Origin of the sequence: Streptomyces sp. NPDC088254 (genome assembly GCF_044740925.1) — a bacterium.
GTDB lineage: Bacteria > Actinomycetota > Actinomycetes > Streptomycetales > Streptomycetaceae > Streptomyces.
Window position 1 is genome coordinate 298,347 of the sequence record NZ_JBIURQ010000012.1, and the last position, 23,974, is coordinate 322,320.

General features: G+C 71.3%; 28 protein-coding genes. 10 read left to right on the forward strand and 18 right to left on the reverse strand.

Annotated elements, in window-relative coordinates:
• Positions 1–85: 85 nt before the first annotated feature.
• The gene (locus ACIOC0_RS32340; RefSeq protein WP_402159345.1) at positions 86–1,714 is read right to left on the reverse strand and encodes a CocE/NonD family hydrolase; all 1,629 of its coding nucleotides are present in this window, start codon (positions 1,712–1,714) and stop codon (positions 86–88) included.
• Positions 1,715–1,886: 172 nt separating this feature from the next.
• Between ACIOC0_RS32340 and ACIOC0_RS32345 the strand changes: the two genes are divergently transcribed.
• Both ACIOC0_RS32345 and ACIOC0_RS32350 read left to right on the forward strand, forming a co-directional pair.
• Positions 1,887–2,603 carry a TetR/AcrR family transcriptional regulator C-terminal domain-containing protein gene (locus tag ACIOC0_RS32345; RefSeq protein ID WP_402159290.1) on the forward strand — a complete coding sequence of 239 codons (717 nt, stop codon included), beginning with the start codon at positions 1,887–1,889 and terminating at the stop codon, positions 2,601–2,603.
• Positions 2,600–2,968 carry an SDR family NAD(P)-dependent oxidoreductase gene (locus ACIOC0_RS32350; protein ID WP_402159346.1) on the forward strand — a complete coding sequence of 123 codons (369 nt, stop codon included), beginning with the start codon at positions 2,600–2,602 and terminating at the stop codon, positions 2,966–2,968. Before ACIOC0_RS32345 ends, ACIOC0_RS32350 begins: the two co-directional genes overlap by 4 nt.
• Before the next feature lie 18 nt (positions 2,969–2,986).
• Here the strand turns inward: ACIOC0_RS32350 and ACIOC0_RS32355 are convergent, their stop codons facing one another.
• From ACIOC0_RS32355 to ACIOC0_RS32365, 3 genes are all read right to left on the reverse strand, one after another.
• Positions 2,987–3,889 (reverse strand): universal stress protein, encoded by a 903-nt coding sequence (locus ACIOC0_RS32355; RefSeq protein WP_402159291.1) that lies wholly within the window; start codon positions 3,887–3,889, stop codon positions 2,987–2,989.
• A 337-nt stretch (positions 3,890–4,226) separates the two neighbouring features.
• Positions 4,227–4,691, reverse strand: coding sequence for a Crp/Fnr family transcriptional regulator (locus ACIOC0_RS32360; RefSeq protein WP_402159292.1), 465 nt, complete (start codon positions 4,689–4,691; stop codon positions 4,227–4,229).
• 35 nt (positions 4,692–4,726) lie between these two features.
• Positions 4,727–5,020 carry a hypothetical protein gene (locus ACIOC0_RS32365; RefSeq protein ID WP_402159293.1) on the reverse strand — a complete coding sequence of 98 codons (294 nt, stop codon included), beginning with the start codon at positions 5,018–5,020 and terminating at the stop codon, positions 4,727–4,729.
• Between the two features lie 114 nt (positions 5,021–5,134).
• Between ACIOC0_RS32365 and ACIOC0_RS32370 the strand changes: the two genes are divergently transcribed.
• Positions 5,135–5,839 (forward strand): helix-turn-helix domain-containing protein, encoded by a 705-nt coding sequence (locus tag ACIOC0_RS32370; RefSeq protein ID WP_402159294.1) that lies wholly within the window; start codon positions 5,135–5,137, stop codon positions 5,837–5,839.
• 177 nt (positions 5,840–6,016) lie between these two features.
• Positions 6,017–6,478: a hypothetical protein gene (locus ACIOC0_RS32375; protein ID WP_402159295.1), complete on the forward strand. Its 462-nt coding sequence runs from the start codon at positions 6,017–6,019 to the stop codon at positions 6,476–6,478.
• Positions 6,479–6,731: 253 nt separating this feature from the next.
• Here the strand turns inward: ACIOC0_RS32375 and ACIOC0_RS32380 are convergent, their stop codons facing one another.
• Entirely contained in the window at positions 6,732–7,127 is a 396-nt protein-coding gene (locus tag ACIOC0_RS32380) for a cupin domain-containing protein (RefSeq protein ID WP_402159296.1), read from the reverse strand.
• Between the two features lie 51 nt (positions 7,128–7,178).
• Here ACIOC0_RS32380 and ACIOC0_RS32385 point away from each other — a divergent pair, with 51 nt between their 5' ends.
• Entirely contained in the window at positions 7,179–8,171 is a 993-nt protein-coding gene (locus ACIOC0_RS32385) for a GlxA family transcriptional regulator (RefSeq protein ID WP_402159297.1), read from the forward strand.
• 430 nt (positions 8,172–8,601) lie between these two features.
• On the opposite strand, the gene ACIOC0_RS32390 is transcribed toward ACIOC0_RS32385, so the two are convergent.
• On the reverse strand, positions 8,602–9,198 hold the full coding sequence (locus ACIOC0_RS32390) for an NADPH-dependent F420 reductase (protein WP_402159298.1): 597 nt from the start codon (positions 9,196–9,198) through the stop codon (positions 8,602–8,604).
• Positions 9,199–9,251: 53 nt separating this feature from the next.
• Positions 9,252–10,070 carry an inositol monophosphatase family protein gene (locus tag ACIOC0_RS32395; protein ID WP_402159299.1) on the reverse strand — a complete coding sequence of 273 codons (819 nt, stop codon included), beginning with the start codon at positions 10,068–10,070 and terminating at the stop codon, positions 9,252–9,254.
• Between the two features lie 138 nt (positions 10,071–10,208).
• Here ACIOC0_RS32395 and ACIOC0_RS32400 point away from each other — a divergent pair, with 138 nt between their 5' ends.
• Entirely contained in the window at positions 10,209–11,111 is a 903-nt protein-coding gene (locus ACIOC0_RS32400; protein ID WP_402159300.1) for a LysR family transcriptional regulator, read from the forward strand.
• A gap of 68 nt (positions 11,112–11,179) precedes the next feature.
• On the opposite strand, the gene ACIOC0_RS32405 is transcribed toward ACIOC0_RS32400, so the two are convergent.
• The 4 genes from ACIOC0_RS32405 to ACIOC0_RS32420 form a co-directional block, all read right to left on the reverse strand.
• Complete coding sequence (locus tag ACIOC0_RS32405) at positions 11,180–11,659, reverse strand: DUF3618 domain-containing protein (RefSeq protein ID WP_402159301.1); 480 nt, start codon at positions 11,657–11,659, stop codon at positions 11,180–11,182.
• The gene (locus ACIOC0_RS32410; RefSeq protein WP_402159347.1) at positions 11,656–12,027 is read right to left on the reverse strand and encodes a phage holin family protein; all 372 of its coding nucleotides are present in this window, start codon (positions 12,025–12,027) and stop codon (positions 11,656–11,658) included. The genes ACIOC0_RS32405 and ACIOC0_RS32410 overlap by 4 nt, the downstream gene beginning before the upstream one ends.
• A gap of 255 nt (positions 12,028–12,282) precedes the next feature.
• A complete protein-coding gene (locus tag ACIOC0_RS32415; RefSeq protein ID WP_402159302.1) occupies positions 12,283–12,837 on the reverse strand; it encodes a phosphatase PAP2 family protein in 555 nt (184 codons plus the stop codon).
• 85 nt (positions 12,838–12,922) lie between these two features.
• Positions 12,923–13,246, reverse strand: coding sequence for an aquaporin (locus ACIOC0_RS32420; protein ID WP_402159303.1), 324 nt, complete (start codon positions 13,244–13,246; stop codon positions 12,923–12,925).
• A 39-nt stretch (positions 13,247–13,285) separates the two neighbouring features.
• Between ACIOC0_RS32420 and ACIOC0_RS32425 the strand changes: the two genes are divergently transcribed.
• Positions 13,286–13,531 carry a hypothetical protein gene (locus ACIOC0_RS32425; RefSeq protein WP_402159304.1) on the forward strand — a complete coding sequence of 82 codons (246 nt, stop codon included), beginning with the start codon at positions 13,286–13,288 and terminating at the stop codon, positions 13,529–13,531.
• Between the two features lie 405 nt (positions 13,532–13,936).
• On the opposite strand, the gene ACIOC0_RS32430 is transcribed toward ACIOC0_RS32425, so the two are convergent.
• Positions 13,937–15,616, reverse strand: a complete 1,680-nt coding sequence (locus tag ACIOC0_RS32430) for a CocE/NonD family hydrolase (RefSeq protein ID WP_402159305.1) — start codon at positions 15,614–15,616, stop codon at positions 13,937–13,939.
• 828 nt (positions 15,617–16,444) lie between these two features.
• Here ACIOC0_RS32430 and ACIOC0_RS32435 point away from each other — a divergent pair.
• Together ACIOC0_RS32435 and ACIOC0_RS32440 are read left to right on the forward strand one after the other, a co-directional pair.
• Positions 16,445–17,107: a ScbR family autoregulator-binding transcription factor gene (locus ACIOC0_RS32435; protein WP_402159306.1), complete on the forward strand. Its 663-nt coding sequence runs from the start codon at positions 16,445–16,447 to the stop codon at positions 17,105–17,107.
• Between the two features lie 57 nt (positions 17,108–17,164).
• Positions 17,165–17,929, forward strand: coding sequence for an SDR family oxidoreductase (locus ACIOC0_RS32440; RefSeq protein WP_402159307.1), 765 nt, complete (start codon positions 17,165–17,167; stop codon positions 17,927–17,929).
• 69 nt (positions 17,930–17,998) lie between these two features.
• Here the strand turns inward: ACIOC0_RS32440 and ACIOC0_RS32445 are convergent, their stop codons facing one another.
• On the reverse strand, positions 17,999–18,664 hold the full coding sequence (locus ACIOC0_RS32445) for a ScbR family autoregulator-binding transcription factor (RefSeq protein ID WP_402159308.1): 666 nt from the start codon (positions 18,662–18,664) through the stop codon (positions 17,999–18,001).
• A gap of 201 nt (positions 18,665–18,865) precedes the next feature.
• On the opposite strand from ACIOC0_RS32445, the gene ACIOC0_RS32450 reads away from it, so the two are divergent.
• Positions 18,866–19,819: a ScbA/BarX family gamma-butyrolactone biosynthesis protein gene (locus tag ACIOC0_RS32450; protein WP_402159309.1), complete on the forward strand. Its 954-nt coding sequence runs from the start codon at positions 18,866–18,868 to the stop codon at positions 19,817–19,819.
• A gap of 376 nt (positions 19,820–20,195) precedes the next feature.
• On the opposite strand, the gene ACIOC0_RS32455 is transcribed toward ACIOC0_RS32450, so the two are convergent.
• The 5 genes from ACIOC0_RS32455 to ACIOC0_RS32475 form a co-directional block, all read right to left on the reverse strand.
• Positions 20,196–20,948 (reverse strand): 2OG-Fe(II) oxygenase, encoded by a 753-nt coding sequence (locus ACIOC0_RS32455; RefSeq protein WP_402159310.1) that lies wholly within the window; start codon positions 20,946–20,948, stop codon positions 20,196–20,198.
• Between the two features lie 102 nt (positions 20,949–21,050).
• The gene (locus tag ACIOC0_RS32460; RefSeq protein ID WP_402159311.1) at positions 21,051–21,596 is read right to left on the reverse strand and encodes a methylated-DNA--[protein]-cysteine S-methyltransferase; all 546 of its coding nucleotides are present in this window, start codon (positions 21,594–21,596) and stop codon (positions 21,051–21,053) included.
• A 35-nt stretch (positions 21,597–21,631) separates the two neighbouring features.
• Positions 21,632–22,432: an MGMT family protein gene (locus ACIOC0_RS32465; protein ID WP_402159312.1), complete on the reverse strand. Its 801-nt coding sequence runs from the start codon at positions 22,430–22,432 to the stop codon at positions 21,632–21,634.
• Positions 22,429–23,019, reverse strand: a complete 591-nt coding sequence (locus ACIOC0_RS32470) for an RNA polymerase sigma factor (RefSeq protein WP_402159313.1) — start codon at positions 23,017–23,019, stop codon at positions 22,429–22,431. Before ACIOC0_RS32470 ends, ACIOC0_RS32465 begins: the two co-directional genes overlap by 4 nt.
• Before the next feature lie 124 nt (positions 23,020–23,143).
• Complete coding sequence (locus ACIOC0_RS32475) at positions 23,144–23,920, reverse strand: BTAD domain-containing putative transcriptional regulator (RefSeq protein ID WP_402159314.1); 777 nt, start codon at positions 23,918–23,920, stop codon at positions 23,144–23,146.
• Between the last annotated feature and the right edge of the window lie 54 nt (positions 23,921–23,974).

A 23,974-nucleotide genomic window follows, 5' to 3' on the forward strand; every position in this document is an offset into this window, starting at 1 on the left:
GCCACCCGACTTGTCGACCACTATGCGCCGTCACCCACGTCCTGACCTGCACCATCCAGTACGCAACGCCGCAGGATCCGGCTGGTCAGCCGTTCGCCGCCGGACTGGGCCCGGAAGTGTGGGCACGCATCGGAAGCATCAGTGCCGAGTCGCTGTGGAGCGTGATGCGCACCGGCATGAAGGTGGTGGCGTCCACCGGCGACTCCCCGTTGCCGGGATTGCGGGCGTAGCGCGGATGGGCGCCTCCGCTGATCTGCCAGCGTATGCGGTGGCCGGCGGCGAATCTGTGGGCGGTCGAACTCATCGGCACGGTGATCGCCGACGGCTCCTGCCCGTCCGTCCGCAGCCGGCCCAGCCCGTCACAGACGTTGACGGAGCGGCCTTGCGGGTCCACGTCGCACAGGCGGGTGAAGACGTCGGCATGGCCGGTGTCCGTGGAGATGCTCAACCGCGCGGAGACCGGGCCGAGAACGTCCACGGGCTCGGTCAGCGGGGGGCCGGTGAACGTCAGAACGTCTTCCCGGGCCTCCAGGCTGCTGTTGTCGCGCGGACCGGCCGTACGGGAGAGCAGTGGGCCGCCGAGGGACGGGGTGGGGTCGCCCGGGTCGTAGCGGAACGACGTCAGCGGTGCGGACTCCGTGGGGGCCTGCCGGGTGAGGTGCCCCCGCGCGGTGGGAAACCACGGGCTGACGGCCGTGGCCGGCGGCCAGTCGTCGATGTCCCGCCAATCCTCTTCACCGCCGACGTGCACGCGCACCCGTGTGGGACGGAGGCCGGAGGGATCGTCGTACAGGTGCGCGCGCAGCCAGGCGAGACTCTCGGCGAACACCTCGGGCCAACCCTGCTGCAGCGCGGAGGTGTGGGTCCAGGGACCGACGAGCATGGCGGTCTCGCATCCGGCCTGACGCAGCCGGTCGTACTGCTCGAAAGTCTGGTCGGCCAGCACGTCGTGCCATCCGGTGATCAGACTCGTGGGCACGCTGAGCCGCTCCGCCGCCTGCGCCAGGGACGCGCCGCGCCAGTAGGAGTCTTCGGCGTCCGGGTGTGTCATCACGTCGTCCAGCCAGGGGACTTCGCCTCCGAGGGCCGACGCGTACGCCCCGCGCAGCGGCTGCGCGACGATGACATCACGTATGCGTCGTTGCAGGCGCAGCGTCGCCCTCAGGAACGGTGCCATGCCCTGGTGCTGGTAGGTCATGCCCACGCCGACGGCGAGTGCGGTCTCCAGGCCCAGCGCACCGTGCGCGTGGAACAGGGCGTGGGGATCGTGCAGGCCCACCTGCACCACCATTGCCTTCAGTTCCGGCGGCGGGTCCACGGCGAGGGCCCATTGCACGTAGCCCAGGTAACTGGGGCCGACGGTGCCCAGTGTGCCGTTGAACCAGGGCTGCTCGCGCAGCCAGTTCACCGTGGCCCGGCCGTCGGCGGCCTCGTTGCGCCACAGGTCGAACGCACCTCCGGAACCGCCGGTGCCGCGGCAGCTCTGCAGTACGACGTGGAAGCCCTGTTCGGCGAAGAGCAGGCCGTACATGGGGGACCACGGCAGGCCCCTTCCGTACGGCGAGCGCACCAGCAGGGTGGGGAAGTCGCCCTCGCGGCGCGGGAAGTAGTGGTCCGTGATCAGCGGGCTGCCGTCGGCGGCCGGCACCGGCAGCCCCGGCTCCCACCCGACCTCGTGCTGTCCGGCCGGGAGGCCGCGCCAGATCGCCCTCATCATCCGTGAGGTCAGCGGCGGCTTGCCTGAAGGCGGTGCCCAGGTCGGCCTCGACGCAGAACCGTGCGTGCATGACGTCATCGTTCCCCCCTCTATTTACGTACGATGTACGAGAATAGAGGATGCTTGACTGTGGCCCGCAAGGGCCGTCGATCACGGAAGGAGCATGGCCATGCCGCGTGACGGAGAGGCCGCCGCACCGGGCGTCGACCCTCAACAGCTCTGGCTGACCTCCGACCAGCCGCGCAGAGGTCGCAAGCCTGCCTACAGCCGGGAGGCGATCACTGCGGCGGCCGTCGCCCTGGCGGACGCCGAGGGTCTCGAAGCGGTGACCATGCGCAAAGTCGCCGCACAGGTCGGCGCCGGCGTCATGTCGCTCTACAGCTACGCCCCCGACAAGGAGACGCTGCTGAACCTGATGGTCGACCACGTCAGCGGTGAACTGCCGACCACGGACACCCCCACAGGCGACTGGCGCGCCGACCTGAAGGCCATCGCCCACCTGCAGCGCACGCACATGCTGCGACACCCCTGGCTGACCGCCGCCCTGTCCACTCGACGCGTCCCCGGACCCAACACCCTGGCCTTCCTGGAACACGCGCTCGCCGCCCTGCGGCCCACCGGACTGGACGGTGCGGCGAAGCTGGAGGTCTTCGCCCAACTCACCGCTTTCGTGGCCGGGCACGTCGCCCACGAGATCGCGCAGGCCGCGGCCGCGGAGTCCCCCGACCGGTCCGCGGCCGAAGCCCGCTACCTCGCCACTGTCGCCGCGGACGGCCGCCACCCGGAACTCGCCGAAGCCCTCTCCGCCCCCGGGCGCCCCCTCACCCCCGAAGCCACCTTCACCCGGTTCCTCAACCGCCTGATCGACGGCCTCGACACCGACTGACCCCACACCGCCTTCCACCGCTCCCGCTCCCACAAGCAGGGCTACCGGCGGGCCGGGAAGTCCGCGCTGCCGGTGAGGCCGCCGAGCAGTTCACCCGCGACGGCGCCCACGTCGTTCCCGTCCGCGCCGACCTCGCCGACGCCGGGGGAGTCGAGACGGTGTGGAAGGCCGTGGAGGAGGGCGGCCGCCCCCTGGCGGCCGCGGTGCTCAACGCCGGACGCAGCATCGGCGGAGCCTTCCTCGACACCGACCTGGACCACGAACTCTCCCTGAACATCACCTCCGTCGTCCACCTCGCCAAGCACGTCGCCCGCCACATGGCCGCCCACCACGCGGGCCGGATCAAACCGCGCCCTGAGCACTGAGAATGGTCCCGAGGGTCGTCAGTCGTGGGCCACGACGGCGACGGGGCAGTTCGCCCGGGCGATCACCGTGTGGACGATGGGTCCGGTGCGGAAGCCGAACGCCGCGTCGCTGGTCCGGCGGCCGACGACGAGCAGGCTCGCACCGGAGGAGGCGTGCACCAGGCGGGTGGCGGCCTTTCCTTCCGTGACCGTCTCCGAGACCTCGACCGCGGGGAACTTCTCCCGCCAGGGCTGGAGCACGGCCATGAGGAATCCGCGCCACTCCTCGTCGAGCCGGGGGGCGTCCAGGAGGCCGATCTCTCCCGAACCGAGCGAGAAGGGCGAGGAATCGGTCCACGCGGACACAGTGTGCAAGGTCGCCGCACGCACCCGCGCCGCCTCGAAGGCGAATCCGATCACCTCGTCGCACGGATCGCCGAGATCGAGACCGAGGACGACCTCGCGGCACGGCGTACGCACCGACGTAGTGCCCTCGTGGCCCGGCAGCGGCTCGTCCTCCGGTCTCTCATCCGCGCGGACGAGGACCACGGGGCGGCCCGCCCGCGCCACGACCGTCTGGGCGACCGAGCCGACGAGGAAGCCGGTCATGCCGCTCAGGCCGCGGGAACCGAGCACCAGCAGCTCGGCCCGGTCCGCGGCGTGCAGCAGCGCGGTGCTCGCGGGACCGTCCACCTGCGCGTCGGTGACGAGGGCTTCGGGGCAGGTGCGCGCGATGTGCCCCCGGGCCTCGTGCAGGATGCGCTGCGCGGCACGTCGGCGTGCGGCTTCGTCCGCGTCGGAGTGGGTGCCGGGCGGGCTCCAGTTCAAGGCGTGCACGAGATGCAGCGGCAGCCCGCGACCCACCGCCTCGCGGGCTGCCCATGCGGCGGCGGCAAGGCTCTCGGCGGATCCGTCGACTCCGGCGACGACCGGTCGTGGCATGGGCGCGCACCTCCATTGCTTCGCATGTGGACCTCGCACGCTCGGTCCAGCCCTTCGGTCTCCTTCTCATCGTTGTACCGCGTCGCGCCGGGCGGGAGGGTCCGCCCGGCCCCGCAGGTGGCCCGGACGGCCCCGCGCGGTGCGCGCAGTCCTCTCTCGGCCCAGCCGTCCACGGGCGCACCCGACGTGGTGCGCCGCGGCCTTCCCGATCCTCACCTCGCCGCTGACGGGCGGCAGGCCCGGCCGGCCGAGGACTGCGTCGACCTTGGTGCGGACGTAGGCGAGTGCCTGGTCGTCCACGTCACCGGTGCGTCGGACCCGCACGGTGGGAGAGGTGTCACCGTAGGCTGCCGCTGCCGTGCGGTGCGTACAGGTCCAGCAGGCGGGTACGCGCGGAGCGCAGCCGGTGGGCGAGCACGTCACCCACCCACATGGCGACCGTCCGCCCCAGCGCGGGGTCGTCCGCGCACATCGAACGGACCGCGGCGGCATCGAACTCGTACGCGCGCACCGGCGTCACGGCCTCCGCGCCCATGTGCCAGCAGTGCGGGGCGAACAACCAGGAGCAGCCGACGAGTTCGTCATGCCCCAGGGACTCGATCACGGCGGCTCGCCGGCCCGGCACACGCATGTCGAGCTCGACGGTGCCCGTACGGATGATCCAGAAGCGGTCGGCGCGGCCGCCCTCCTCGAAGAGCCGGGTTCCCTGGGGGAACGACACCTCACGAGGGATCCGCATGAGCCGTTCTCGGTCATCGGCCGGCAGGGTCCGCAGCATGGTGGTGGTGAGGGAACCGGTCATGACGTGCCTCCCATACGCACTCGGGTACCAGCACCTCAAGCTTGTTCGCTCCACGCGCCCCGAACCATGGGCCGGTCGGCCCTGCCAGGGGGCCGGTCGGCGACCGACGAGAGCCCTTCGGCGTCCCCGACCATGGTGATCGCCGGCTGCCGGAAGGGCAGACAGGGTGGACGCAGGAGGCGCCCCACGAAAGGATCGACCGCGAGGATCGCCGAAGCCGTCGTCGTGGTCGTGCGCAAGGAGGGACTCACGGCCGAGGTCCGCCCGGCCCGGTCCGCGACGAACGTGACGCCGTACGACGCCGTGGTGGTCGGCGGCGGACTGTGCATGGCGGAACGGTTTCGCCCGGCACGTCCGTCCGGGGAACATGGCCGCGGAACACATGCGCCGGGGCCGCAGCTGTTCGGGGGACGCGGCCGGGCCACGCCATCCGGGGGGATGTCATGGACGCAGCCGTTCACGTGCGTACGAAGAACCGGGGACGAGGGGTGCTGGAGGGGGCCTTCGCACTGCTGGAGGCCCTGCGGCAGCACGGTGACGAAGCGGGGGTGACCGAGCTGGCGGTCGCGTGCGGCGTGCCCAAGAGCACCGCGCACCGGCTGCTGGAGCAACTGGTGGCCATGGAGGCCGTCGAGCGCCACGGTCTGCGCTACCGGCTGGGCGCCCAGCTCTACCGGCTCGGGCAGGCGTGGCAGCCGCACCCGGGGCTGCGCGCGGCGGGCCGCCTGCCGCTGCACCGGCTGCGGGCCGCGACCGGGGGCAGCGTGGTCCTGGCCGTGCTGCGTGACGAGAGGCCCCTGACGGTGTGTTCGGTGCCGGGCCGCGTGGAGCCGCTCGTCCCGGTGCGGGACGGCGACACGTTCGCGCTGGACACCGCGTTGGGCAGGGCGCTGCGCGGCCCGGTGCGCGGGGGCGCGGTGCTGGACCGGGAGGAGGTGGTGGCGGGGGTGTGCTGCGCCGCCCTGCCGGTGCGGTCCCCGGCGGGAGCCGTGGTGGGGGCGGTGGCCGCGATGGTGGAGGCGGGCCAGCGGCTGGACGTGGTGGCAGGCCGGGTCGCCGAGGCGGCCGCGGGCATCACCCGCGCGCTCACCGGCACCGGCACCGGCATCGGTCCCGGGAGCGGGAACGGGGCGCGGGCGGTCCGATGACGGGCCCGCACGGCGACGGCCGGGCGGCCCGGTGGAGGAACGCCCGGGCGTGTCCCGCTCAGTGGAACGCGCGTAGATGCGGGGCCGGGCGGGCGGGCATGGTGGTTCGCGTGCCGGGGGACGGCACGGCCCCGCAGCACGACGCGGGGTGACATCAGCCAAGGGGGAACCGACATCATGCGTGGAATCGCTCGAGTGGCCACGGCCGCCCTGCTCTCGCTCACCGGCGTCGCCGGGTTCGCCGGCGCTGCCGAGGCCGAGCCGATCGACTACGTCCGCATCGAGCTGCTGGAGCTGACCTGCCACCAGCAGAGCGAGGGCGATCACGACGAGGCCTACCTGAAGGTCACCGACGCCAACGGCAACGCCGTGAAGGTGTGGCCCGGCAGCCTCAAGTACCAGACGATGGGCCCGGGTTACGTGCGGTCGATGACGGACGGAAACGGCAGCGCGGCCCTCGTCCTCGGCAAGCAGCAGGCCCGCACCATGACGCTGTGGGACTACGACACCTCCAGCCCCAACGACAAGCTGGGCTCGACGCTCGCCACCGGGAGCGAGGCGGGCGCCGAGGTCCAGTACCGCTCGCTCGAGGGGTCCGGCGGCGTCTACACCATCGCGTACCGGGTCATCGACATCTGACCGCACCCGGTCCGGGCGGCGGCGCCGCGGGAAGCGGCTGCGGCGCGCCGCCGGGCGGGTGCCTCCACCCGCCCGGCGGCGCGCCGAACGCCGTACCGGTCCGCTGACCCGATGTGGCGGTGGACGTACTCCCCGGTGGACGGGGCCCGGGGCGGCGTCGGCGCCCCGGGCCCCGCCGCCGCCGGCCGGTGAACGGAACCGACCCGGTGCCAGGCTGACGCCGTGGGCAGCGGCGTGTCCGAAGCCTGTCGGGTCAGGTGCTGAGTGCGTGTCCGGTCGTCGCGTCGACGTGCTCCGGGATCTCGTCGTGGCGATCCCCCACGGTCGGTGTCCCGGTGGGCTCGAACATGAGGATCGCCGCGCCGGACGGAGCGTGCGGCTTGTGTTCTGTGCCTCGGGGGACGGTGAAGACCGCCCCCTGCGGGATCAGGACCGTGCGCTCCCCGTCGGGCTCGCGCAGGGAGATGCGCAGCTCGCCGTCGAGTACCTGGAAGAACTCGTCGGTGTCGTCGTGGACGTGCCAGACGTGTTCGCCCTCGACCTTGGCGATGCGGACGTCGTAGTCGTTGACGCGAGTGACGATGCGGGGGCTCCACAAGGCATCGAAGGAGGCCAGAGCCTTGCTGAGGGAGATGGGTTCGCTGCTCATGGCTCATCCTGAGCGGTTTCGCACGGCCGCCGTGAGTGCTAGGAATCGCACATGGCGAAAGAATCCTCGCACGCGGCTCACGCGGCGGGCATACACAAGGTCGTCGTGATCGTGGACGAGAACTCGAACCCCTTCGAACTGGGCTGCGCGACCGAGGTCTTCGGTCTGCGCAGACCGGAAATCGGCCGGGATCTCTATGACTTCAGGCTCTGTTCGCCCGAGCCCCGCACTCTGATGCGAGACGGATTCTTCACGCTCACGGGAGTCGCCGACCTGGACGCGGCCGACGAGGCTGACACCTTGATCGTCCCCAACCGCCCGGACATCGAAGTGCCCCGCCGCACCGCCGTGCTCGACGCCGTCCGCCGGGCACACGCCCGCGGTGCGCGCCTGGTCGGCTTCTGCAGCGGCGCCTTCACACTGGCCGAGGCCGGCGTCCTCGACGGGCGCCGGGCCACCGCCCACTGGCAGTGGGCGGACCCCTTCCGGGCCCGCTACCCCTCTGTCCAGCTCGAAGCAGGCGTGTTGTTCGTGGATGACGGTGACATCCTCACGGCGGCAGGCAGTGCGGCTGCGCTCGATCTCGGGCTGCACCTGGTCCGCCGCGACCACGGCGCGGAGGTCGCCAACTCTGTGAGCCGACGGCTGGTCTTCGCGGCGCACCGGGACGGTGGGCAGCGGCAGTTCGTCGAGCGTCCCGTGCCCGACCTGCCGGACGAGTCCTTGGCGCCTGTCCTGGCCTGGGCTCAGGAACGGTTGGACTCACCGCTCACTGTGTCCGGCCTTGCGGCGCGCGCGGCGGTCAGTCCGGCTACGCTGCATCGCCGCTTCCAGGCGCAACTGGGCACGACGCCGCTGGCGTGGCTGACGGGGGAACGGCTCGCTCTGGCGTGCCGGTTGATCGAGCGAGGCGAGTCCCGGTTCGAGGTGGTCGCGCGACGCAGCGGGCTCGGCACCGCTGCCAACCTGCGCACGCTGATGCGCCGCGAGACCGGCATCACGCCGTCGGCGTACAAGCGCCGGTTCGGGCCGGAGACGAACTGACGGCGTGCCCGTCCGGAAGGCCGGCGGCAGGTGCTGGTCCGGCGAGCAGGGGCCCGGCGGGGGTGCGCGGGCCGCCCGGGCCCCCGGCAACGGGGCAGGCTGTCGAGCGAGTCTCGGGCGGTCATGCGGCGGTGCCGGGATCGTGGTCCGTCTTGGCGGTGCATTGGGCGATGGGGTGTGCGGCGGCCACCGACTCCCCTCCGTAGCCCGCCTGCGTACCCGACCAGGAAGGCCGTCAGCGGGGCCGGCGGGCCGCGCGACGCTCGTCCGCGAGGGCAACTCATTCGCCTCGGACTCCTGTGCGGCGAACCAGCCGGTGAACCGGACGCGTACCTCGTGGCAAGACACACCGCATCGAGATCATCGGCTGAGGCAGGACGTCCGCCGGGCCCACACCCGGAGCGCCTGCGACCTCCCTGCCGGTTGCGGATCAGCGGGCGATCGAGATCGCGAAAGGAGCGAAGCCGCTGGACCGGATCACGTGCGGCACGAACAGTATGGCGGCCTCCGTGGCGCGGGCGGTCCGGATCCCGCCGAGATCGGTGATCCACTCCTCGCGCCAGCCGAGGTCGATGAGCAGTTCACGGACGGTCTGCTTGGCCTGCGGGTCCTCGCCCGAGAGGAAGGCGGTCGGTGCCTGGGGGAGCGCGGCCGGTGCGGTCATCACCGGGAAGAGCATGGTGTTGAGTGTCTTGACGACGTGCGTCTCGGGGAGCGCTTCCTGGAGTTGCTCGGCGAGGCTCGAGCCGGGGTGGATCAGGTCGGCGGGCAGTCCGTCCGGTCCGTCGACGGTGGCGTTGGAGACGTCGACGAGGATCTTGTCACGCAGTTCCTCGCGCAGAGTCGCGAGCCGGTCCAGCGAGCCGGCGCCCGGGGTGGCGTTGATGACGATGCGGGCTGCGCGGGCGGCGTCGGCGGCGGCGCCCGGTGTGCGGTCCGCGACGGTCACCTCGTGCCCGGCCCGGGTGAGGGCGGTGGCCAGGTTGCCGCCGACGCGGCCGTTTCCGAGAACTGCGATTCCGGTCATGATGATGTGGTCCTTCCGGGGGCGTGGGTGCGGGTGCGGGTTGTGGTGCGCTGTCAGCGCGAGAGGGTGGCGACGGCCTCGGCGTGAACGCCGGGCGCTGCGGCCAGGAAGCTCTCGCTCTGCGGGGTCCAGGGGCGGCCCTCGGCGTCGGAGATCCGTCCGCCTGCCTCGGTGACGAGCAGCGCCCCGGGAAGCAGGTCCGCGCGGGCGCCGGCGAACTGCCAGAAGGCGTCGATCCGTCCGGCGGCCACGTTCAGCAGGTGCAGGGTCGCGGGCACGGCGGTGCGGACGACGAGCGCGTCGAAGAGCATCGCCGTGATCGAGGAGCCGACGCGCCGTACGACCTTCTCGTCCTCGTCCGGCCGGGCCTGGCTGGTGGCCACGATGCTCAGGCCGAGGTCCGCGGTCTGCGAGACGTACAGCGGTCGGCCGTCGAGGTGGGCGCCCATGCCGGTGAGCGCGGTGTACGTCTCGCCGGTCAACGGCAGGTGGACCGCGGTGAGCACCGGCTGGTTGTCCCGCACGAGGGTGGCCGTCACCGCCCACTCCGGCAGGGCGTGCAGGTGGTTGACGTTGCCTTCGGCCGGATCGACGACCCACCACTCGCCGGACGGCAGCGCCCCGCCGTCCAGCTCGTCCTCCACCCAGCCGGCGTCCGGGCGCAGGCGCGTGAGGCCGGGGCGCAGGATGTCGAGGGCCGTGTCGTCGTTGTCGGCGAGCGCGCGCATCAGCTCTTCGCGCGTCCGGTGGCGGACCACCTCCCCGAAGCGCTCGCGCAGCGCCGAACCCGCCTCACGCACGGCGATCGCGGTCCGGGCGAGCACGTCGGCGTCGGAGGCGGCGACATCAGTGGTCTGAAGCGTTTCGGGCATGGGGGAACTCCGGTGTGAGAGGGGGATGGACAGGTCGGTCCGGATGGACTGTGCAGTCCGGCCCGCTCCTTCGTCTCAACGGTATGGAGCCCTTTGATTAACTTCAAATGCATGTAAAGCACGGCTAGGATTACCCAGATGCAATTGGATCTGAACCTGCTCGCCGCGCTCGATGCGTTGCTGGAGGAGGGCAGTGTGGCCGGAGCGGCCGCGCGCCTGCATGTCACCGCGCCCGCGATGAGCCGGACTCTGGGCCGGATCCGGCGTACGACCGGGGATCAGATCCTGGTGCGCACCGGCCGCACGATGACTCCGACGCCGTACGCGATCGCCGTCCGGGAACAGGTGCACGAGCTGCTGCACCAGGTCCAGGGGGTGCTGGCGCCGAGCCGTGAACTCGAACTGGCCAGGCTGGAGCGGACTTTCACACTCCGCTGGCACGATTCCCTCGTCGCCTTGAGCGGCCCCGCACTGCTCGCGGCCGTGCGCGGCCAGGCGCCGGGTGTGCGGTTGCGCTTCGTCGCGGAATCGAGCATCGACACCCCCGAGTTGCGGCGCGGCGAGGTCGACCTGGAGGCGAACGCCAACCGCCCGAACGCACCGGACATCCGTGCCGAGAAGGTGAGCGAGACCCCCCTCGTCATCGTCGTGAGGAAGGGGCACCCCCTCACCCGCGTCAGGACCGTCACCGCGAAGCGGTACGCCGCCGCCGAGCACGTCACCGTCTCGCGCCGCGGAAACCTCGGCAATGCCCTCGACGACGCCCTCGCGAGCCTCGGCCTCACCCGTCGCGTGGTGGCGACCGCGCCCACGGAAGCGGCCGCGCTGGAGTTCGCGCGCGACTCCGATCTCCTGATCAGCGTCCCCGAAGCCACCACGCGGTCAGCGGTCGCCGACCTCGGCCTGGTGGTGCTCCCCCTCCCGCTCGAACTGCCGCCCGCACCGGTGTACCTGTCGTGGCATCAGCGCTACGACACCGACCAGGCCCACGCCTGGCTCCGCGGGCTGGCGCGAACCGCGCTGACCCTGAACGGAGCGTGAGGCTCGTCGGCGAAGGGCCGCCGACTCCGTCGACGGCCCTGAGACGATCTTCGATGCCTGTACCTGGCTCACGCCTTCCGGCGGCGCCAGGCCAGCCACACCACGACGGCCGCACCCGCCGCCAGCAGCACGCTGCGGTTGTCCCGCGCCAGCTGCGCCCCCCGGGCGGTCTTCTCCCGCACCGGCTCGGGTGCCTTCTCGTTCCACAGCCGGCCGGCCTGGGCAGTCTTGGCCCGGGTCTGTCCTGCGGCTCGGGCGGCCTTGTCCTTGACCGGACCGGGCAGCCGGTCCTGCGCCTGGTGGGCCAGGTCGGCCGCCTTCGCCTTCAGTTCCACGGCCTTGAGGGCGGCCTGCTCCTTCAGGTCGCCGGCCTTCGCCGCCGCCTGCTCCTTGACCTCGGCGGCCTTGTCCTGGGCGCGCGCCTTGACGTCGGCCTTCGCTGCGAGTGCCTCGACCGTCTCTCCGAGCTCGGTCCGGGTCTGCTCGACCTGCTCGCGCAGTTCCTCGGGGCTGGAGGCGGTGGGTTCGTCGTGAGGTGGCTGGGTCATCGGTGTGCGCTCTCCTTGATCTCGGCCACGTCGGCCTTCACGTTTTCGACCGTCTGCTCGGGCGTGGGCGGCGCGGCTCGGTCGACCTGCTTCTTTCCACGCATGGCCAGCACCGCGGCGATGACACCCAGCACCGCTGTGACGATCAGGCCGGCCGCCCATACCGGCAGCGCCACCGCCAGCGCGGCGATCGCGGTGGCGACGAGCGCTTGTGCCATCAGGAAGCCGACCACGCCGGCACCCCCGAACAGGCCGCCACCCTTGCCGTAGCGCTTGCCCTTCTCCTTCATCTCCGCCTGGGCCAGGCGCAGTTCACCGCGCACCAGCTCGGTCAACTGCTGCGAGGCCCGCTGCACCAGCTCGCCCACCGGCTCCTGGCCCAAGCGGTCCGTGCTCTGGCCGTGCCCGGCATGGTGTGGCTGCGTGCTCGACACGACGGTCACCTCCGTCCCTCTGAGTCCCTGTAAGCCGGACCACTGACATGTGCCCGACCATCCGATAGAGCCGCGGGTACCCCGACCAGGCGCGTTCAGGGCGGGCGAGGTGGCGCGATCGCGGTTCCGATGCGTACGCGGGCTGAGCATTTGATCCCAGGCCGTGTTCTACGGCGACGTCATCTCACCTCAGCTTGAGAGCCAGTGGCGGCGGACCAGGCCTGGGGCGTTGCGGATGAGCCAGGCGCTGGCCAGACCGATGGCGGCCCCGGCAGCGACGTCGCTGGGATAGTGTGCGCCGCTTTGCACGCGCTCGAGCGCCACCAGGACGGCGGGTACTGCGCACAGTGTTCCGGCGACCGGCCACGTGGGTGCCACGGCGGCGGTGAAGGCCACTGCGGCGGCGGTGTGTCCGGAGGGGAAGGAGGAGGAGTCGGGTCGGTCGTCGACCTCGTCGTGGGGGAACCACTCCTTCGGTGGCCGGGGTCGGTCGGCCAACTGCTTGCACAGGCCGTTCGAGACGAGCTGGGCCACGACCAGGGCGCTCAGGCCGGCCGCAGCAGCCTTGCGGCCGCGCCACCCGCCCAGCCATGCCATCGCGGCGGCGGAGCCGCACCACAGTTTCGTGTTTTCCGCGGTCTCCTCCACCGCCGAAAGCATTTTGCCGACGTGGGGCGGGATGCGGGAGGCCGCCTGTTTGGCCAGCGTCCGATCAGTGTCGTGAAAACACGCCAGAAGTCTCATGAGAGGGAAGTATCCGGAGGTCACCGGCCTACACCCGCCACTGTCGGGCGCGGTCACACGTCGTTCTGGGGAGCGCTCTGAACCGTCAGGCGGTTGTCCGGCCCGGGCCGGTCTCCCGGATCTCCGCGTGGTGGGCGGTGGGGTGGGTGACGCGGTGCACCGCGGCGGCGAGAGCGCCGCCGACCAGGGGTGCGACCAGGAACAGCCACACCTGGGACGGAGCGGCCGGGCCCACGAAGACGGCCGGTCCCAGGCTGCGGGCCGGGTTCACCGAGGTTGGCCACCGCGAGAGCCAGCCCGATCGAGAGCCCGTCGAAGCCGTTGAGCGGCTCCCGTAGCCGTTGGTGCCGAACTCGCCCTGAAACTGCATGCCGGGCACCTGCGGCGCGACGAGGAGGAGGTCGGGCATCCGGGCAAGGGGTGTGCCCCGGTCCCGGAGAGGACGACCGTGAGAAGACGATCCCCCGCCCTGCGCCGCCCGGCCGTCGCCGCGCTCTGCCTCGGACCGGTCACCCTGCCGGCCCCTGTCGCTCTCGCCCGGAGCGCCCCGCAGGAAGCCGTCGAGGTGATCAACGGTGGTCTGGCGCTGTACGCGGTCACCGGCACCGCCGCCAACACCGCCACCGGCTGGCCGGTCGGCTCGACCTCGTCGAACAACGGTGCCGGCACCGGCGGCGGCGTCACCACGTCCTGAACACCGGACGCCCCCTGGTGCGGCCTGCCCGCTGGTGATGTTCTTCATGATGCGCGGCATGCACGGCCAGGGCATGAACGGCGGCCACGACCAGTATCGCGGCAGCCGGACGAGGACCCGATGCGCAAGCACGGCCACCGCACCGGGCCCGGGCGGTCCTGACCGGCCCGGCCCACCGCTCAGCGTTGGCCGGCCGAGCGCCGGCTGCCGGTGGTGTGCTGGGACGCGGTAGGTGCCACTCGAGCCCACTGGCCGTCACCGATGCTCCAGGGGAAACGGTCCGCGAGGTGAGTGGGACAGGGCTGGGTTGGTGGCCGGGCGTGAGACGGGCCCGGTCCGCTGTGTCCCGGACCGGGCTGTCCGGTGGGTGTGACGGGTGTGAGTGCCCCGCAGGGCGGGTGCGTGTTACGGCAGGGTGGCGAGGGGGATGTCGATGTAGGACTCGTTGCCCTCGGGGGAGGTGATCTCGAGGGCGGCTGGAACGGTGTTGTCGTCCGAGAAGAACGGGTCGTAGCTGTCGATGATGAGCTGCAGCCGACGGCCCCTGGCGAGGACGTAGTGTGCGGGCTGGAGGCGGAAGGTCACCGTGGCGGTCTGCTGGTCGGTGAGGGTGTAGGGGGCGTGGGTGATGATGGCGGCTCGGCCGGTGGCGGGGTCGCAGTCCAGCAGGTAGGCGACGAAGGTGGCGTTGTTCGTCTGCGGCTTCACGGTGACCTTGGCCTCCAGGTCGCCCTGGACGCGCATGGGCTGCTCCAGCGGCGCGGTCGTCCAGACCGCGGCGACATCGCGCTTGATGTCGGCGGTCTTGTAGACGTGAGGCAGTCCGGCACGCTCCATCAGACCGGTCCGGACGAGCTTGGGGGCGACGACGACCCCTGTGTCCGGGCCGGCGGCCTGCACGGAGCGGGTCCAGCCCGCCTGCGGCTGACCCTGTGCCATCGGCGCATCCTGCTGCCCGCCAGGCACAGGGCCGAGGTGGAAGCGCTGCCTCGGCAGGGCATAGCTCGCCCAGTCGGGGTGGGTGAGGTCGGACAGGAGGTTGTGCATGTACTCCGAGCGGATGCCGAACTGCGGCGTCGCGCCGTCACCGGCGCGGCCGCCGAGGTGGTGGTCCATCCAGCGGTAGGTCATCTCGGTGGGCTTGGAGATCCCCCCGAACAGGCCGGGCAGTTCGCCGTTGCCGTGGTCGCCGATCTGCACCAGGAGCGATTTGGGGCCCTGCAGCTGGGTGAAGAGGTCGACGACGGCGGGCACGGAGAAGATCGTCTCGTGCCAGTAGGTGGTCATCAGGACCGGCAGCTTGCGGTCGTTGTAGGTCTTCAGGTGCTGCATCGGCGAGCGGAGCCGGGCGAACTCCTTGACCTCGTCGTCGACGATGTTGTCGCGGATCTTCTTGATGATCTTCTGGAACTCCGCCGAGCAGCGCTCCTCGTGGAACAGGGCCACGAGCGCCTCGAACGCCTTGATGTGCCGCGTGCCGTTCTCGAAGAGCGAGGTGAACAGGTCGCCCCAGGCGCTGGCGCCGGCGACGGCCTTGACACGGGGGTCCTCCGCGGCCAGCAGCAAGCTGGTCCCGGCGCCGTAGGAGGCGCCGAAGCACCCGATCCTGGCAGCGTCGACGCCTTCCACACCGGTGAGCCAGTTGAGGATCTCGACGCCGTCGGCCACGTCCTGGGGCCCGGCGACCTGGATCTCGCCCTCGGAGCGAGCCAGGCCACGCTGGCTGTAGGTCAGGACGGCGTAGCCGCCGAGCGTCCAGCGCGGGATCGTGCCGAAGTAGGCCAGGCGGCCGAGGTCGTTCAGCGGGGCGGGCATGACGATGGCAGGACAGTTCTGCCCCGGAGTGAGGCTGCGCGGCATGCTCAGCCCGGCATCGATCCGGGTCCCGTCCGACATGACGATCGGGAACTCCCGGTACTCGGCGATCTCAGCCTGCACCTCGAAGGTGTCGGCAAGACCCCACTGGTCGAGCATGCCGACCCGGCGCGGCGACGGGTCGAGCAGCGCCGCGCGGATCGCCTCCAGCATGGCGACGTTGTCGGGGCTGAGAGCGAACGGGTTCTCCGGGGATCCGTTGACCGGCATGGATGTTCCGCCTTCCGCGGCAGTGTTTCTGACGGACTGTCACAGACATGGTCGTGCCGGTGTGATCATTTCCGGCGAGCGAACCGCGCCCGCCACTCGAACGAGTGAAGGGCTGCTGGTAATGCCCCGGATGGAACGATGCCGGAACGGGCAGGTGGCGAGGCCGAGGAAGGCGTCGTGGATGTCATCGCGCCGTTCCTGCGTGATCGAGCGCACGGAGTGTCAGTGCGCCGGTCTGACGGGATGTCGACGTGTCCGTCGGCGATGACCGACGCGACCCTGCGTACGTCTCCTGGGTGGAAGTGATGGAAGGTCAACTCGGCGTCGCGCGCCTGCACAAACCTTGTCGGCCACAACGCTGGTGATCATTCCACTGTCAGCAAGAAGATCACTGTGGCCAGGCCGATGAAGAGCGTACGGTGCGCTTCCGCACGGCGTGAGGATCAGCGTCTGCGAGGGCAGCGCCCTGGGCAGGGGGCTCGTCCAGGGCGACGGCGCCGCCCGGCAGTACGGGCATGGGCCGGTGGCTGACGCGCTGTCGCGCCCCGTGGGCGCACGGGGCATGACGTGGGCTGATCCACTGCCGACGTCGACCCCAGTGCGGGGCCGCGCTCAAGTGCGCCCGACTGCCGTTGGGGTCACCCCCAGTTCACAAGTCAGTCGACCGGTTTTTCATTGACAAGTCGTTCGACCGGTTTCTATTCTTGCCGCGGTCGGGAGAGCCGCTCCCGTCTGTCGAGTACCGCGAGGCCGGGGACGGGCCGGCGGTGCAGACGGTGGGCCTACGGGGGCAGGTCCTGCCGCTTCGATGTATGGGGGGACCAGCTGATGGCGAAGCAAGAGCGATCGGAACGCACGCTGGAGAAGCTGACCGTCGCGGCGGCTGAGCAGTTCGCACTCCACGGCTTCGTCAAGTCGACGCTCGACGGTGTGAGCCGGGCCGCGGGTGTCACCAAGGGGGCGCTGTTCTTCCACTTCCCGAGCAAGGACGACCTCGCGGACGCCGTGCAGAAGCGGGGCCAGGACATCCTGGAGGCAATGCTCACGGACTTGACCCACGCGGAGAAGTCCTGTCTCCAGGTCCTCGTGGACGCCCTGCACGCGCTGAGTGGAATGCTGCGCTCGGATCCCTTCATCAAGGCCGGCGTTCGGATCGCGCGGGAGCGGACGGCCGGGAGCCCGGCCCCCGTGGGCTTCTACGCGCTGTGGCTGGGCCGGCTCGGGCAGTTGCTCGAAACGGCGCGCAAGGACGGCGACTTGGCTGCCGATGTTCCCGATCTTTCCGCGCGCACCCTCGTCACCGCGATGGTCTGCGGAGTCGAGACGCTGGCATGGATGGGCGTGCCCGAGGACGAGAGTCACAAGTGGCTCGGGTGTCTGTGGGAACTGGTGCTTCCCGTCGTCGCCTCCCCGGACGCCCTCCCGCGGGTGAGGACCGCGGCGCCCACGGGCGGCGCGTCCTTGGCCCGCGGGCGCGCCGCAAGTCACTGACCGCTGCTACAACTTGCCACGGCTGCGATCCGGGGCAGGTCTCAAGGGGGGTTGGGCATGCGCGTGTTGGCGGGCAAGACGGCACTGGTGACGGGTGCGAGCAGGGGGATAGGGCGGGGCATCGCGCAGCGGCTGGCGCAGGACGGCGCCCTGGTGGCGGTGCACTTCCGGGAGGACGAGAGCGCGGCCGCCACGACCGTCGGGGCGATCCGGGACGGTGGCGGACGGGCGTTCGCGGTACGAGCGGACCTGGGTGCACCGGGGGGAGTGGAGAGCCTGTACGCCCAATTCGACGCCGGAGCCGCACGCCACGGCACGGGTCCCGGAATGGACGTCCTCGTCAACAATGCCGGGGTCAGCGGATCCGCCCGCATCCACGAGGTCACACCCGAGCTGTTCGATCGCATCTTCGCGGTGAACGCCAAGTCCATGGTGTTCACGGCTCAGCAGGCGCTCGAGCGGATGCCGGACGGGGGCCGCATCGTCAACATCTCCTCGGCGGCCGCCCGCATCGCCTACCCGGAGTCCCTGGTCTACTCCATGAGCAAGGGGGCGGTCGACACCTTCACCCTGGCGCTGGCCAAGGAGGTGGGGGCGCGCCACATCACGGTCAACGCCGTCCGGCCCGGATTCATCGAGACCGACATGAACGCACAGAAGCGCCGTACGAGTCGAGCGGCGGCGGAGCTGGCCGCGTGGTCTGTGTTCGAGCGGCTGGGACAGCCGGCCGACGTGGCCGACATCGTCGCCTTCCTGGCGTCCGACGCGTCGCGGTGGATCACGGGTCAGTGCATCGACGCCTCGGGAGGTTCCCGGCTCTGACGGCTCCCGCGGCCGTGACACGCGGTGCCGTCACCGGGCCGGCCGGTGCCGGGCAGCCTGGCCGGCACCTCAATCCGCCCTCGCGCCATCGCCGATCACCGCCCGCAGTTCGCCGGACCCCGCTGGTGCGAACCGGGCGAGGCGGCGGGCCGGGACGACCCCGGGCAGCAGCCACGTCCACATGTCCGTGACCCGGTCGTGCAGGTCCTGCCGGGCGGTGCGCACCTGTGACGTGATCTGCACTCCGGCGAACGCCCCCACGATGTAGGTCGACAGGTCGCCGGTGTTCACCTCGGGTTTGACGTCGCCGGCACCCTGGGCGTTCGCCAGCAGGTCGCGGACGGAGTCGATCCACTGGTTGTAGGGCGTCGGGTCGGGCGCCGCGAACGAGCCGAGCTCTATGACGAGGCGGATGCCCGCTCGCAACCGGGTGCTGGAGCGCAGGCCGTGGGCCATGCTGTGCGTCAGGTCGATGGCTCGCTGCAGCGCGCGGAGGTCGGGATCGGCGCCCTGGGGGAGCAGTTCGAACTGTTCCGCCACCAGTTCCCTGGCCAGGGCCTCCTTCGACTGGAAGTGGAAGTACATCGCCCCCTTGGTGACACCGGAATGCCTGGCGATGTCACTGAGGCTGGTGCTGCCGAACCCGGCCGCGTCGAACGCGGCCGCCGCGCCGTCCAGGATCGCCTGCCGTGTCGCCTCCGCACGCTCCTGCCGAGTTCTCGTTCCCGTCGCCACAGCCGGTTCTCCTCCCGCGCGGTGCGGATGACGCCATTCCGCCATCCCTCACGCGCCCGAACTTCCACTTCGCTATAGCCAGAGAATACCATTCGACTAGTATTCTCGGCGCGGAGCCTCGGATGCTCACGAAGCCTTCGAGGCTGTATTGGTACTGGTCAGACGGTGTTTCCACATCAGTTTCCAAAACTCGGGGGCTCCATGAATTTCCTTGTACAAGCCGACCGTCCGCATTTCGGAGAGAGGCGCGACTCCGGGCTGTTCGAGCAGACCGTCCCGCGGAGTCTCGTTCACCGTGTCGCCGTGTCTGAGGTGCTGCTGACCGGGTGGGAGACCGTTCACGACGATCACCGCCTGGGTGCGCAGTGGTCCCGCACCCACAGCTACTACGGAGCGGTCGACGGCCGCTGGCACGACCCGATGCTCTTAGCGGAAACGATCCGACAAGCCTGCCTGTTGTTGGCCCACGAAGCGCTCGACGTGCCCACGGGCTCGGGCTTCCTCACCGAGTCCACCGGCTTCGAGGTCGACGAGGAGCAGGTGCGCCTCTCCCGTCCGGCCCGTCCCGCCCACGTGGTGCTCGACATGCGCCTGAGCCACATACAGCGGCGCGCCGGGGTGGTCAGCCGCTACGGCTACGACGTCGTCGCCCACCGCGACGGTGAGCGGCTCGGCAGCGGCCGATTGAGAGGCAAGTGCACCTCGCAGGCCGTCTACCGGCGGTTGCGCGGCGACCGGATCGACGCCCGCCCGCCGCACACCACGGCGGCCCCGGTCGACCCGCGGCTCGTGGGCCGCGACTGCGAGTCCGACGTCGTGCTCGGCGCCTGCGCCGACGCCGGCGCCCACCCGCTGCGAATCGTCGCGGAGCATCCGGTGCTCTTCGACCACCCGGTGGACCACGTGCCCGGCATGGTTCTCATGGAGGCGGCCCGGCAGGCCGGCCTGCTGGCCCTGGATGCGCCCCGCGGTCTCCTGGTCGCGTGCGAGGCGCAGTTCCGGCGCTACGTCGAGTTCGACCTGCCGTGCCTGGTGTCCGCCGACGAGCCGGAGCACGACGGCAGGGGACGCCACACCCTCACCGTCCGCTTCCTCCAGGACGGCTTCGAGGCCGGCACCTGCCGGGTCGCGATCCTCACCGCGGCCGGGAAGTGAGCGGCACGTGGCCGAACCCACGACACACGTCGCGCGCGGGACGGGCACCGTCCTGGTGGCGGGAGGCACCGGTTCCATCGGGAGCGCCGTGGCGCGTGCGCTGCTGTCGGGCGCCGATTCCGGTGCCCGAGACCTGAGGGTCCTGTAGTCCCGCGGCGCAGCGGTCGTCCCCCACGCGGAAGGGATGCGGCACATCGGTGCCGATCTCACACGTCCGGACACGCTGCGCGGGATGTGCGAGGCCGTGACGACGCTGGTGCACGCCGCCTCCTTCGTGGGGCGCGATCCTGACCGTTGCGAGGCAGGACCACGGGTACACGCGGCAGCCGGTATGACACCGTGGCCGGTGCCCCCGGCACCGGCCACGGCGCCGACGTCACGGCGCGTCGTGGAAGATCACACCAAGGACGTGCCGCCGGCCGTCGTGAACCGCGCTCACCCCGTGGCGCAGCATGTAGCGGCTCCAGCCCCGCGCCGACCGTACGGGACGGTCGTGCACCGCGAAGATCAGTCCCTGCCCCTGGCCCGGCCGTTTCACCACGGGACGGGACTGGGCACGCGGACGCTGCTCGACGAAGACGCTCTCCCCACCGGTGAAGTCGACATCGGGACGGTCCAGCATCACCGCCACCTGCAGCGGGAACGTCAGCTCGCCGTAGACGTCCTGGTGGAGGCAGTTGTAGTCGCCCGGGCCGTAGCGCAGCAGCAGGGGCGTGGGCCGGAGCTGTCCGGCCTCGGCGCACGCCGCCGTCAGCTCGGCGTGGGTCTGCGGGAAGCGGGGCCGGTCCAGGCGCTCGGCCCACTGGTTGGCGATCCGCGCCAGCGGCGGGTACAGCCGCGTGCGCAGCGCGGCCACCACCGGAGGCAACGGCGGGGCGAAGTAGCGATAGCGGCCGCTTCCGAAGCGGTGACGGCCCATGTCGACGGTGCTGCGGAACACGTCGTCCCGGTCGAAGAGCGCGCGGATCTCGCCGCAGGCCTCCGGCGACAGCAGGGGCGGTGTGACGGCGACGCCCTCGGCGTCCAGCTCCGCGCTCAGCGCCGTCCAGTCCAGCGCGTCCACGGCGGGCAGGTCGAGGGTGTCGTCGGCGCTGGCGTCGGGCGCGGTGGGGATGCGGCCGTGCTCCATGCCGGGCAGGTGAGGGGTGTCGTAGCTGGTCAGGGTGTGCTCCGCGGTCGTCGATGAAGACGGGCGCCAGAGGCGGGGGATGTTGCTCCGACGCCCGCCCGTTCAGAGGGAGGGCGCGGCCGTGCGGCCGGACTCCAGGTCGAGCAGGAAGCGCTTGGCCGCGACACCGCCCGCGTAGCCGGTCAACCGGCCGTCCGAGCCGACCACCCGGTGACAGGGCAGCACCACGCACAGCGGGTTCGCGCCGAGCGCGGTCCCCACGGCCCGGGCGGCCCGCGGCCGACCGAGCGCGGCGGCCAGCTCGGCGTAGGTGCCCGTCATCCCGTAGGGGAGGATGCCGTCCAGCCGCTCCACCGTGGTGCGGCTGAACGGCGTGGCCAGGCGGAGGTCCATCCGTACGGTGAACGCGCGGCTGCGGCCTTCGAGGTACGCGTCGAGCTCGCGGCCCGCCTCCTCGAGAATGCGGGCCTGGGCCCGGGTGGCTGCGTCGGCGTCCACGACGGTGAGGCCGCCGCGGGTGATCCGGTTCACCGCCTGCTCACGGTCGTCGAAGGCGCACAGCACCAGCGCGTCGTCGGTGGCCGCGAGGGTCAGCGGACCCAGCGGAGTGCGGTGCAAGGCGAGTGCGGCGGTGGGTGGGGTGGGCATCGGGACCTCTCTGCAGTGCTCCGTGGTGCGCCGGGTCAGACGGTGATGGGCCGGCAGCTCTTGCAGGCCCGGTAGCCCGCCTCGCGGGCGTCCTGCGCGGTGCGGAAGTGCACCCGGTGCCCGGGGGTGATGCGGCGTGCGTGGGCGCAGGTGGGGTGGCAGTAGATGAAGGTGGTGTCACTACCGAGGAACACCGCTCCGGCTCGGGACAGTTCCGCCACCCTGCGCATGTCGATGTGTTCGGCCCGGCGCAGGGCCTCACCCGCCTTCGGCAGGTATGCGGCGTCGCACGGCGATCCGTTGTCGTGCGTGACCCGGTGGCACGGTATGAGCACGGCGACGGGATTGGCCGCCAGCGCGCGCAGGATCTCCGAGACCGAGGGCGGGGCCTCGGCGTCGGCCTCGCGGGCGATCCAGCTCAGCGGCCGAAGCTGCCCCGCGGGGATGTTCCGCACGGCCTCCAGGACTGCGCGCTGCTGTGCGGGCAGCCCGGACAGGTCGATCGCCAGCCGACGGGCCCGGCCGGTGCGCAGCGCGGGGATGAGCCCGGGGAGCGGTCGACCCCCCGAGATCGCCGAGCGGCCGGTGCGCGTGCGGTGCAGTTCCTCGAAGCCGGTCGGGGTCAGGCCCGCCGAGTCCAGGCAGGCGCCGGTCACGGCTCGTGGACCGGCGGCCACGAACAGACCGCCGGCGGCCGTGTCGAGGCGCACGTACGTGTCGTAGCGCTCTTCGGAGATGCCCGCACGGCGCAGCACGCGCAGCGCGAAGTCCTCCGGTGCCCCGGTTGCGAGATCCGGCAGACGCCGCGTCACCGCGTCGCCGTTGCTTTCGTTCACATCGTCACCTCCTTCAGGGCCGTCGGCTCCGGTTCGAGCAGTCGCCGCAGGCTGGCCAGCCCGCGGGAGACCTGGGCCTTCGCGGTGCCCACCGCGCAGCCCTGTACCTCGGCCACCTCTGTGTAGCTCATCCCGATCACATGGTGAAGCACGACCGGTATGCAATGGTGCTCGGGTAAGGCGGACAGCGCCGCGACCAGGCGGGAGCGGTCCTCCGCGGTCGCCGCGCGTTCCTCCGGGCCCGGGTTGTGGTCAGGCCAGACGTCCATGGCCTCCTCCACGGGCAGTCCGGCCGTGGCCGGACGCCGTGTCCGAGTACGGACGTGATTGCGCCACACGTTCGCTGCGATGGTCATCAGCCACGCACGGGGACGCAGCTCACGGCGCCGTGCGGGGCTGTATTCCTGCAGAGCCGTGTAGGCGCGCAGAAACGTGTCCTGGCCCAGGTCGTCCGCTTCGGCGAACGAGCCGGAGACCCGGTACAGGAACGCGTGCACCGCCCCGGCGTGCACCCGGACCAGCTCGGTGAAGCCGGATTCGAGGTGCGCCGCCAGGAGATCGGTCAGCTGCTCGGCCTTGTCGTCCATCACTGAGAGAAACACCGTCCAGGGCGTGGGGGTTGCAGACGTCGGGACGCGGTCGTGCGCCGACGTCGGGAAGCGGTCGTGCGCCGACGTCGGGACGCGGTCGTCCGTGGACGACGGGAACGGGTCATCGGTGGACGACTGGAGCGTCCAGCGCCGAGTTGCCGGCCAGGATCGCCTGGTACAGGCGCCGCATCCGGGGGACGGGCTCGATCCCCAGGGTGTCGCCGAGTGCCCGGTGCAGGCCGTGGAAGACGTCCCCGGCGCGTTTGCGGTCACCGGAGCGGTACAGCGCCAGCATCAGCTGCGCGTGCACGTTCTCGTGGGTGGGGTGGCGCGCGGTCAGATCACTCAGCTCGTCGACCAGCTCACGGTGCCTGCCGAGGGCCAGATCGGCCTCGATGCGCTGTTCCAGCACCCCTTGCCGGGTCTCCGCCAGCTCCGCCAGGTGCGGTGAGCTGAGGGGGCCGGTGCGGACGTCCGACAGGGCGGTCCCGCGCCACTGGGCGAGAGCCAGAGTGAACATCTCCGACGCGGTGCGGTGGTCCCCGGCGGCGGCGGACAGGCGCCCGCGCCGTGTCAGGTCCGTGAACCGGAACCGGTCGAAGTCGGTCGTCTCCAGGGTCAGCTGGTAGCCCTGGTTCCTGGTCAGCAGCAGACGGCTGTGGTCGCCGCGGGGGCCGCGCAGAGCCTGCCGTATGTGGAGCACGTAGGTCTGGAGCGTGGACATCGCGCTCTTCGGGGGAGTCGACCCCCACAGCTCGGTGATGCAGTCGCCGGCGCGCACCATCCGCGGTGCGTTCAGCATCAGGAATGCGAGGAGCTGGCGAGGCTTCGGTGCGCTCGGCACCAGATTCGCGTCGGAACCGGACAGTAAGAGGGGCCCGAGAACGCCCGACTTCATAAGGAATTCCTATCCCCGTGGTGTCGTGACACTTCGAACAGGCATCCTGTTTTT

Excerpts from the sequence above, each read along its gene's own strand:
- ACIOC0_RS32340 (WP_402159345.1), bottom strand. The coding sequence starts at position 1,714 with ATGAGGGCGATCTGGCGCGGCCTCCCGGCCGGACAGCACGAGGTCGGG.
- ACIOC0_RS32345 (WP_402159290.1), top strand. The coding sequence starts at position 1,887 with ATGCCGCGTGACGGAGAGGCCGCCGCACCGGGCGTCGACCCTCAACAG.
- ACIOC0_RS32355 (WP_402159291.1), bottom strand. The coding sequence starts at position 3,889 with ATGCCACGACCGGTCGTCGCCGGAGTCGACGGATCCGCCGAGAGCCTT.
- ACIOC0_RS32360 (WP_402159292.1), bottom strand. The coding sequence starts at position 4,691 with ATGACCGGTTCCCTCACCACCACCATGCTGCGGACCCTGCCGGCCGAT.
- ACIOC0_RS32365 (WP_402159293.1), bottom strand. The coding sequence starts at position 5,020 with ATGCACAGTCCGCCGCCGACCACCACGGCGTCGTACGGCGTCACGTTC.
- ACIOC0_RS32370 (WP_402159294.1), top strand. The coding sequence starts at position 5,135 with ATGGACGCAGCCGTTCACGTGCGTACGAAGAACCGGGGACGAGGGGTG.
- ACIOC0_RS32375 (WP_402159295.1), top strand. The coding sequence starts at position 6,017 with ATGCGTGGAATCGCTCGAGTGGCCACGGCCGCCCTGCTCTCGCTCACC.
- ACIOC0_RS32380 (WP_402159296.1), bottom strand. The coding sequence starts at position 7,127 with ATGAGCAGCGAACCCATCTCCCTCAGCAAGGCTCTGGCCTCCTTCGAT.
- ACIOC0_RS32385 (WP_402159297.1), top strand. The coding sequence starts at position 7,179 with ATGGCGAAAGAATCCTCGCACGCGGCTCACGCGGCGGGCATACACAAG.
- ACIOC0_RS32390 (WP_402159298.1), bottom strand. The coding sequence starts at position 9,198 with ATGACCGGAATCGCAGTTCTCGGAAACGGCCGCGTCGGCGGCAACCTG.
- ACIOC0_RS32395 (WP_402159299.1), bottom strand. The coding sequence starts at position 10,070 with ATGCCCGAAACGCTTCAGACCACTGATGTCGCCGCCTCCGACGCCGAC.
- ACIOC0_RS32400 (WP_402159300.1), top strand. The coding sequence starts at position 10,209 with ATGCAATTGGATCTGAACCTGCTCGCCGCGCTCGATGCGTTGCTGGAG.
- ACIOC0_RS32405 (WP_402159301.1), bottom strand. The coding sequence starts at position 11,659 with ATGACCCAGCCACCTCACGACGAACCCACCGCCTCCAGCCCCGAGGAA.
- ACIOC0_RS32415 (WP_402159302.1), bottom strand. The coding sequence starts at position 12,837 with ATGAGACTTCTGGCGTGTTTTCACGACACTGATCGGACGCTGGCCAAA.
- ACIOC0_RS32420 (WP_402159303.1), bottom strand. The coding sequence starts at position 13,246 with ATGCCCGACCTCCTCCTCGTCGCGCCGCAGGTGCCCGGCATGCAGTTT.
- ACIOC0_RS32430 (WP_402159305.1), bottom strand. The coding sequence starts at position 15,616 with ATGCCGGTCAACGGATCCCCGGAGAACCCGTTCGCTCTCAGCCCCGAC.
- ACIOC0_RS32435 (WP_402159306.1), top strand. The coding sequence starts at position 16,445 with ATGGCGAAGCAAGAGCGATCGGAACGCACGCTGGAGAAGCTGACCGTC.
- ACIOC0_RS32440 (WP_402159307.1), top strand. The coding sequence starts at position 17,165 with ATGCGCGTGTTGGCGGGCAAGACGGCACTGGTGACGGGTGCGAGCAGG.
- ACIOC0_RS32450 (WP_402159309.1), top strand. The coding sequence starts at position 18,866 with ATGAATTTCCTTGTACAAGCCGACCGTCCGCATTTCGGAGAGAGGCGC.
- ACIOC0_RS32455 (WP_402159310.1), bottom strand. The coding sequence starts at position 20,948 with ATGGAGCACGGCCGCATCCCCACCGCGCCCGACGCCAGCGCCGACGAC.
- ACIOC0_RS32460 (WP_402159311.1), bottom strand. The coding sequence starts at position 21,596 with ATGCCCACCCCACCCACCGCCGCACTCGCCTTGCACCGCACTCCGCTG.
- ACIOC0_RS32470 (WP_402159313.1), bottom strand. The coding sequence starts at position 23,019 with ATGGACGACAAGGCCGAGCAGCTGACCGATCTCCTGGCGGCGCACCTC.
- ACIOC0_RS32475 (WP_402159314.1), bottom strand. The coding sequence starts at position 23,920 with ATGAAGTCGGGCGTTCTCGGGCCCCTCTTACTGTCCGGTTCCGACGCG.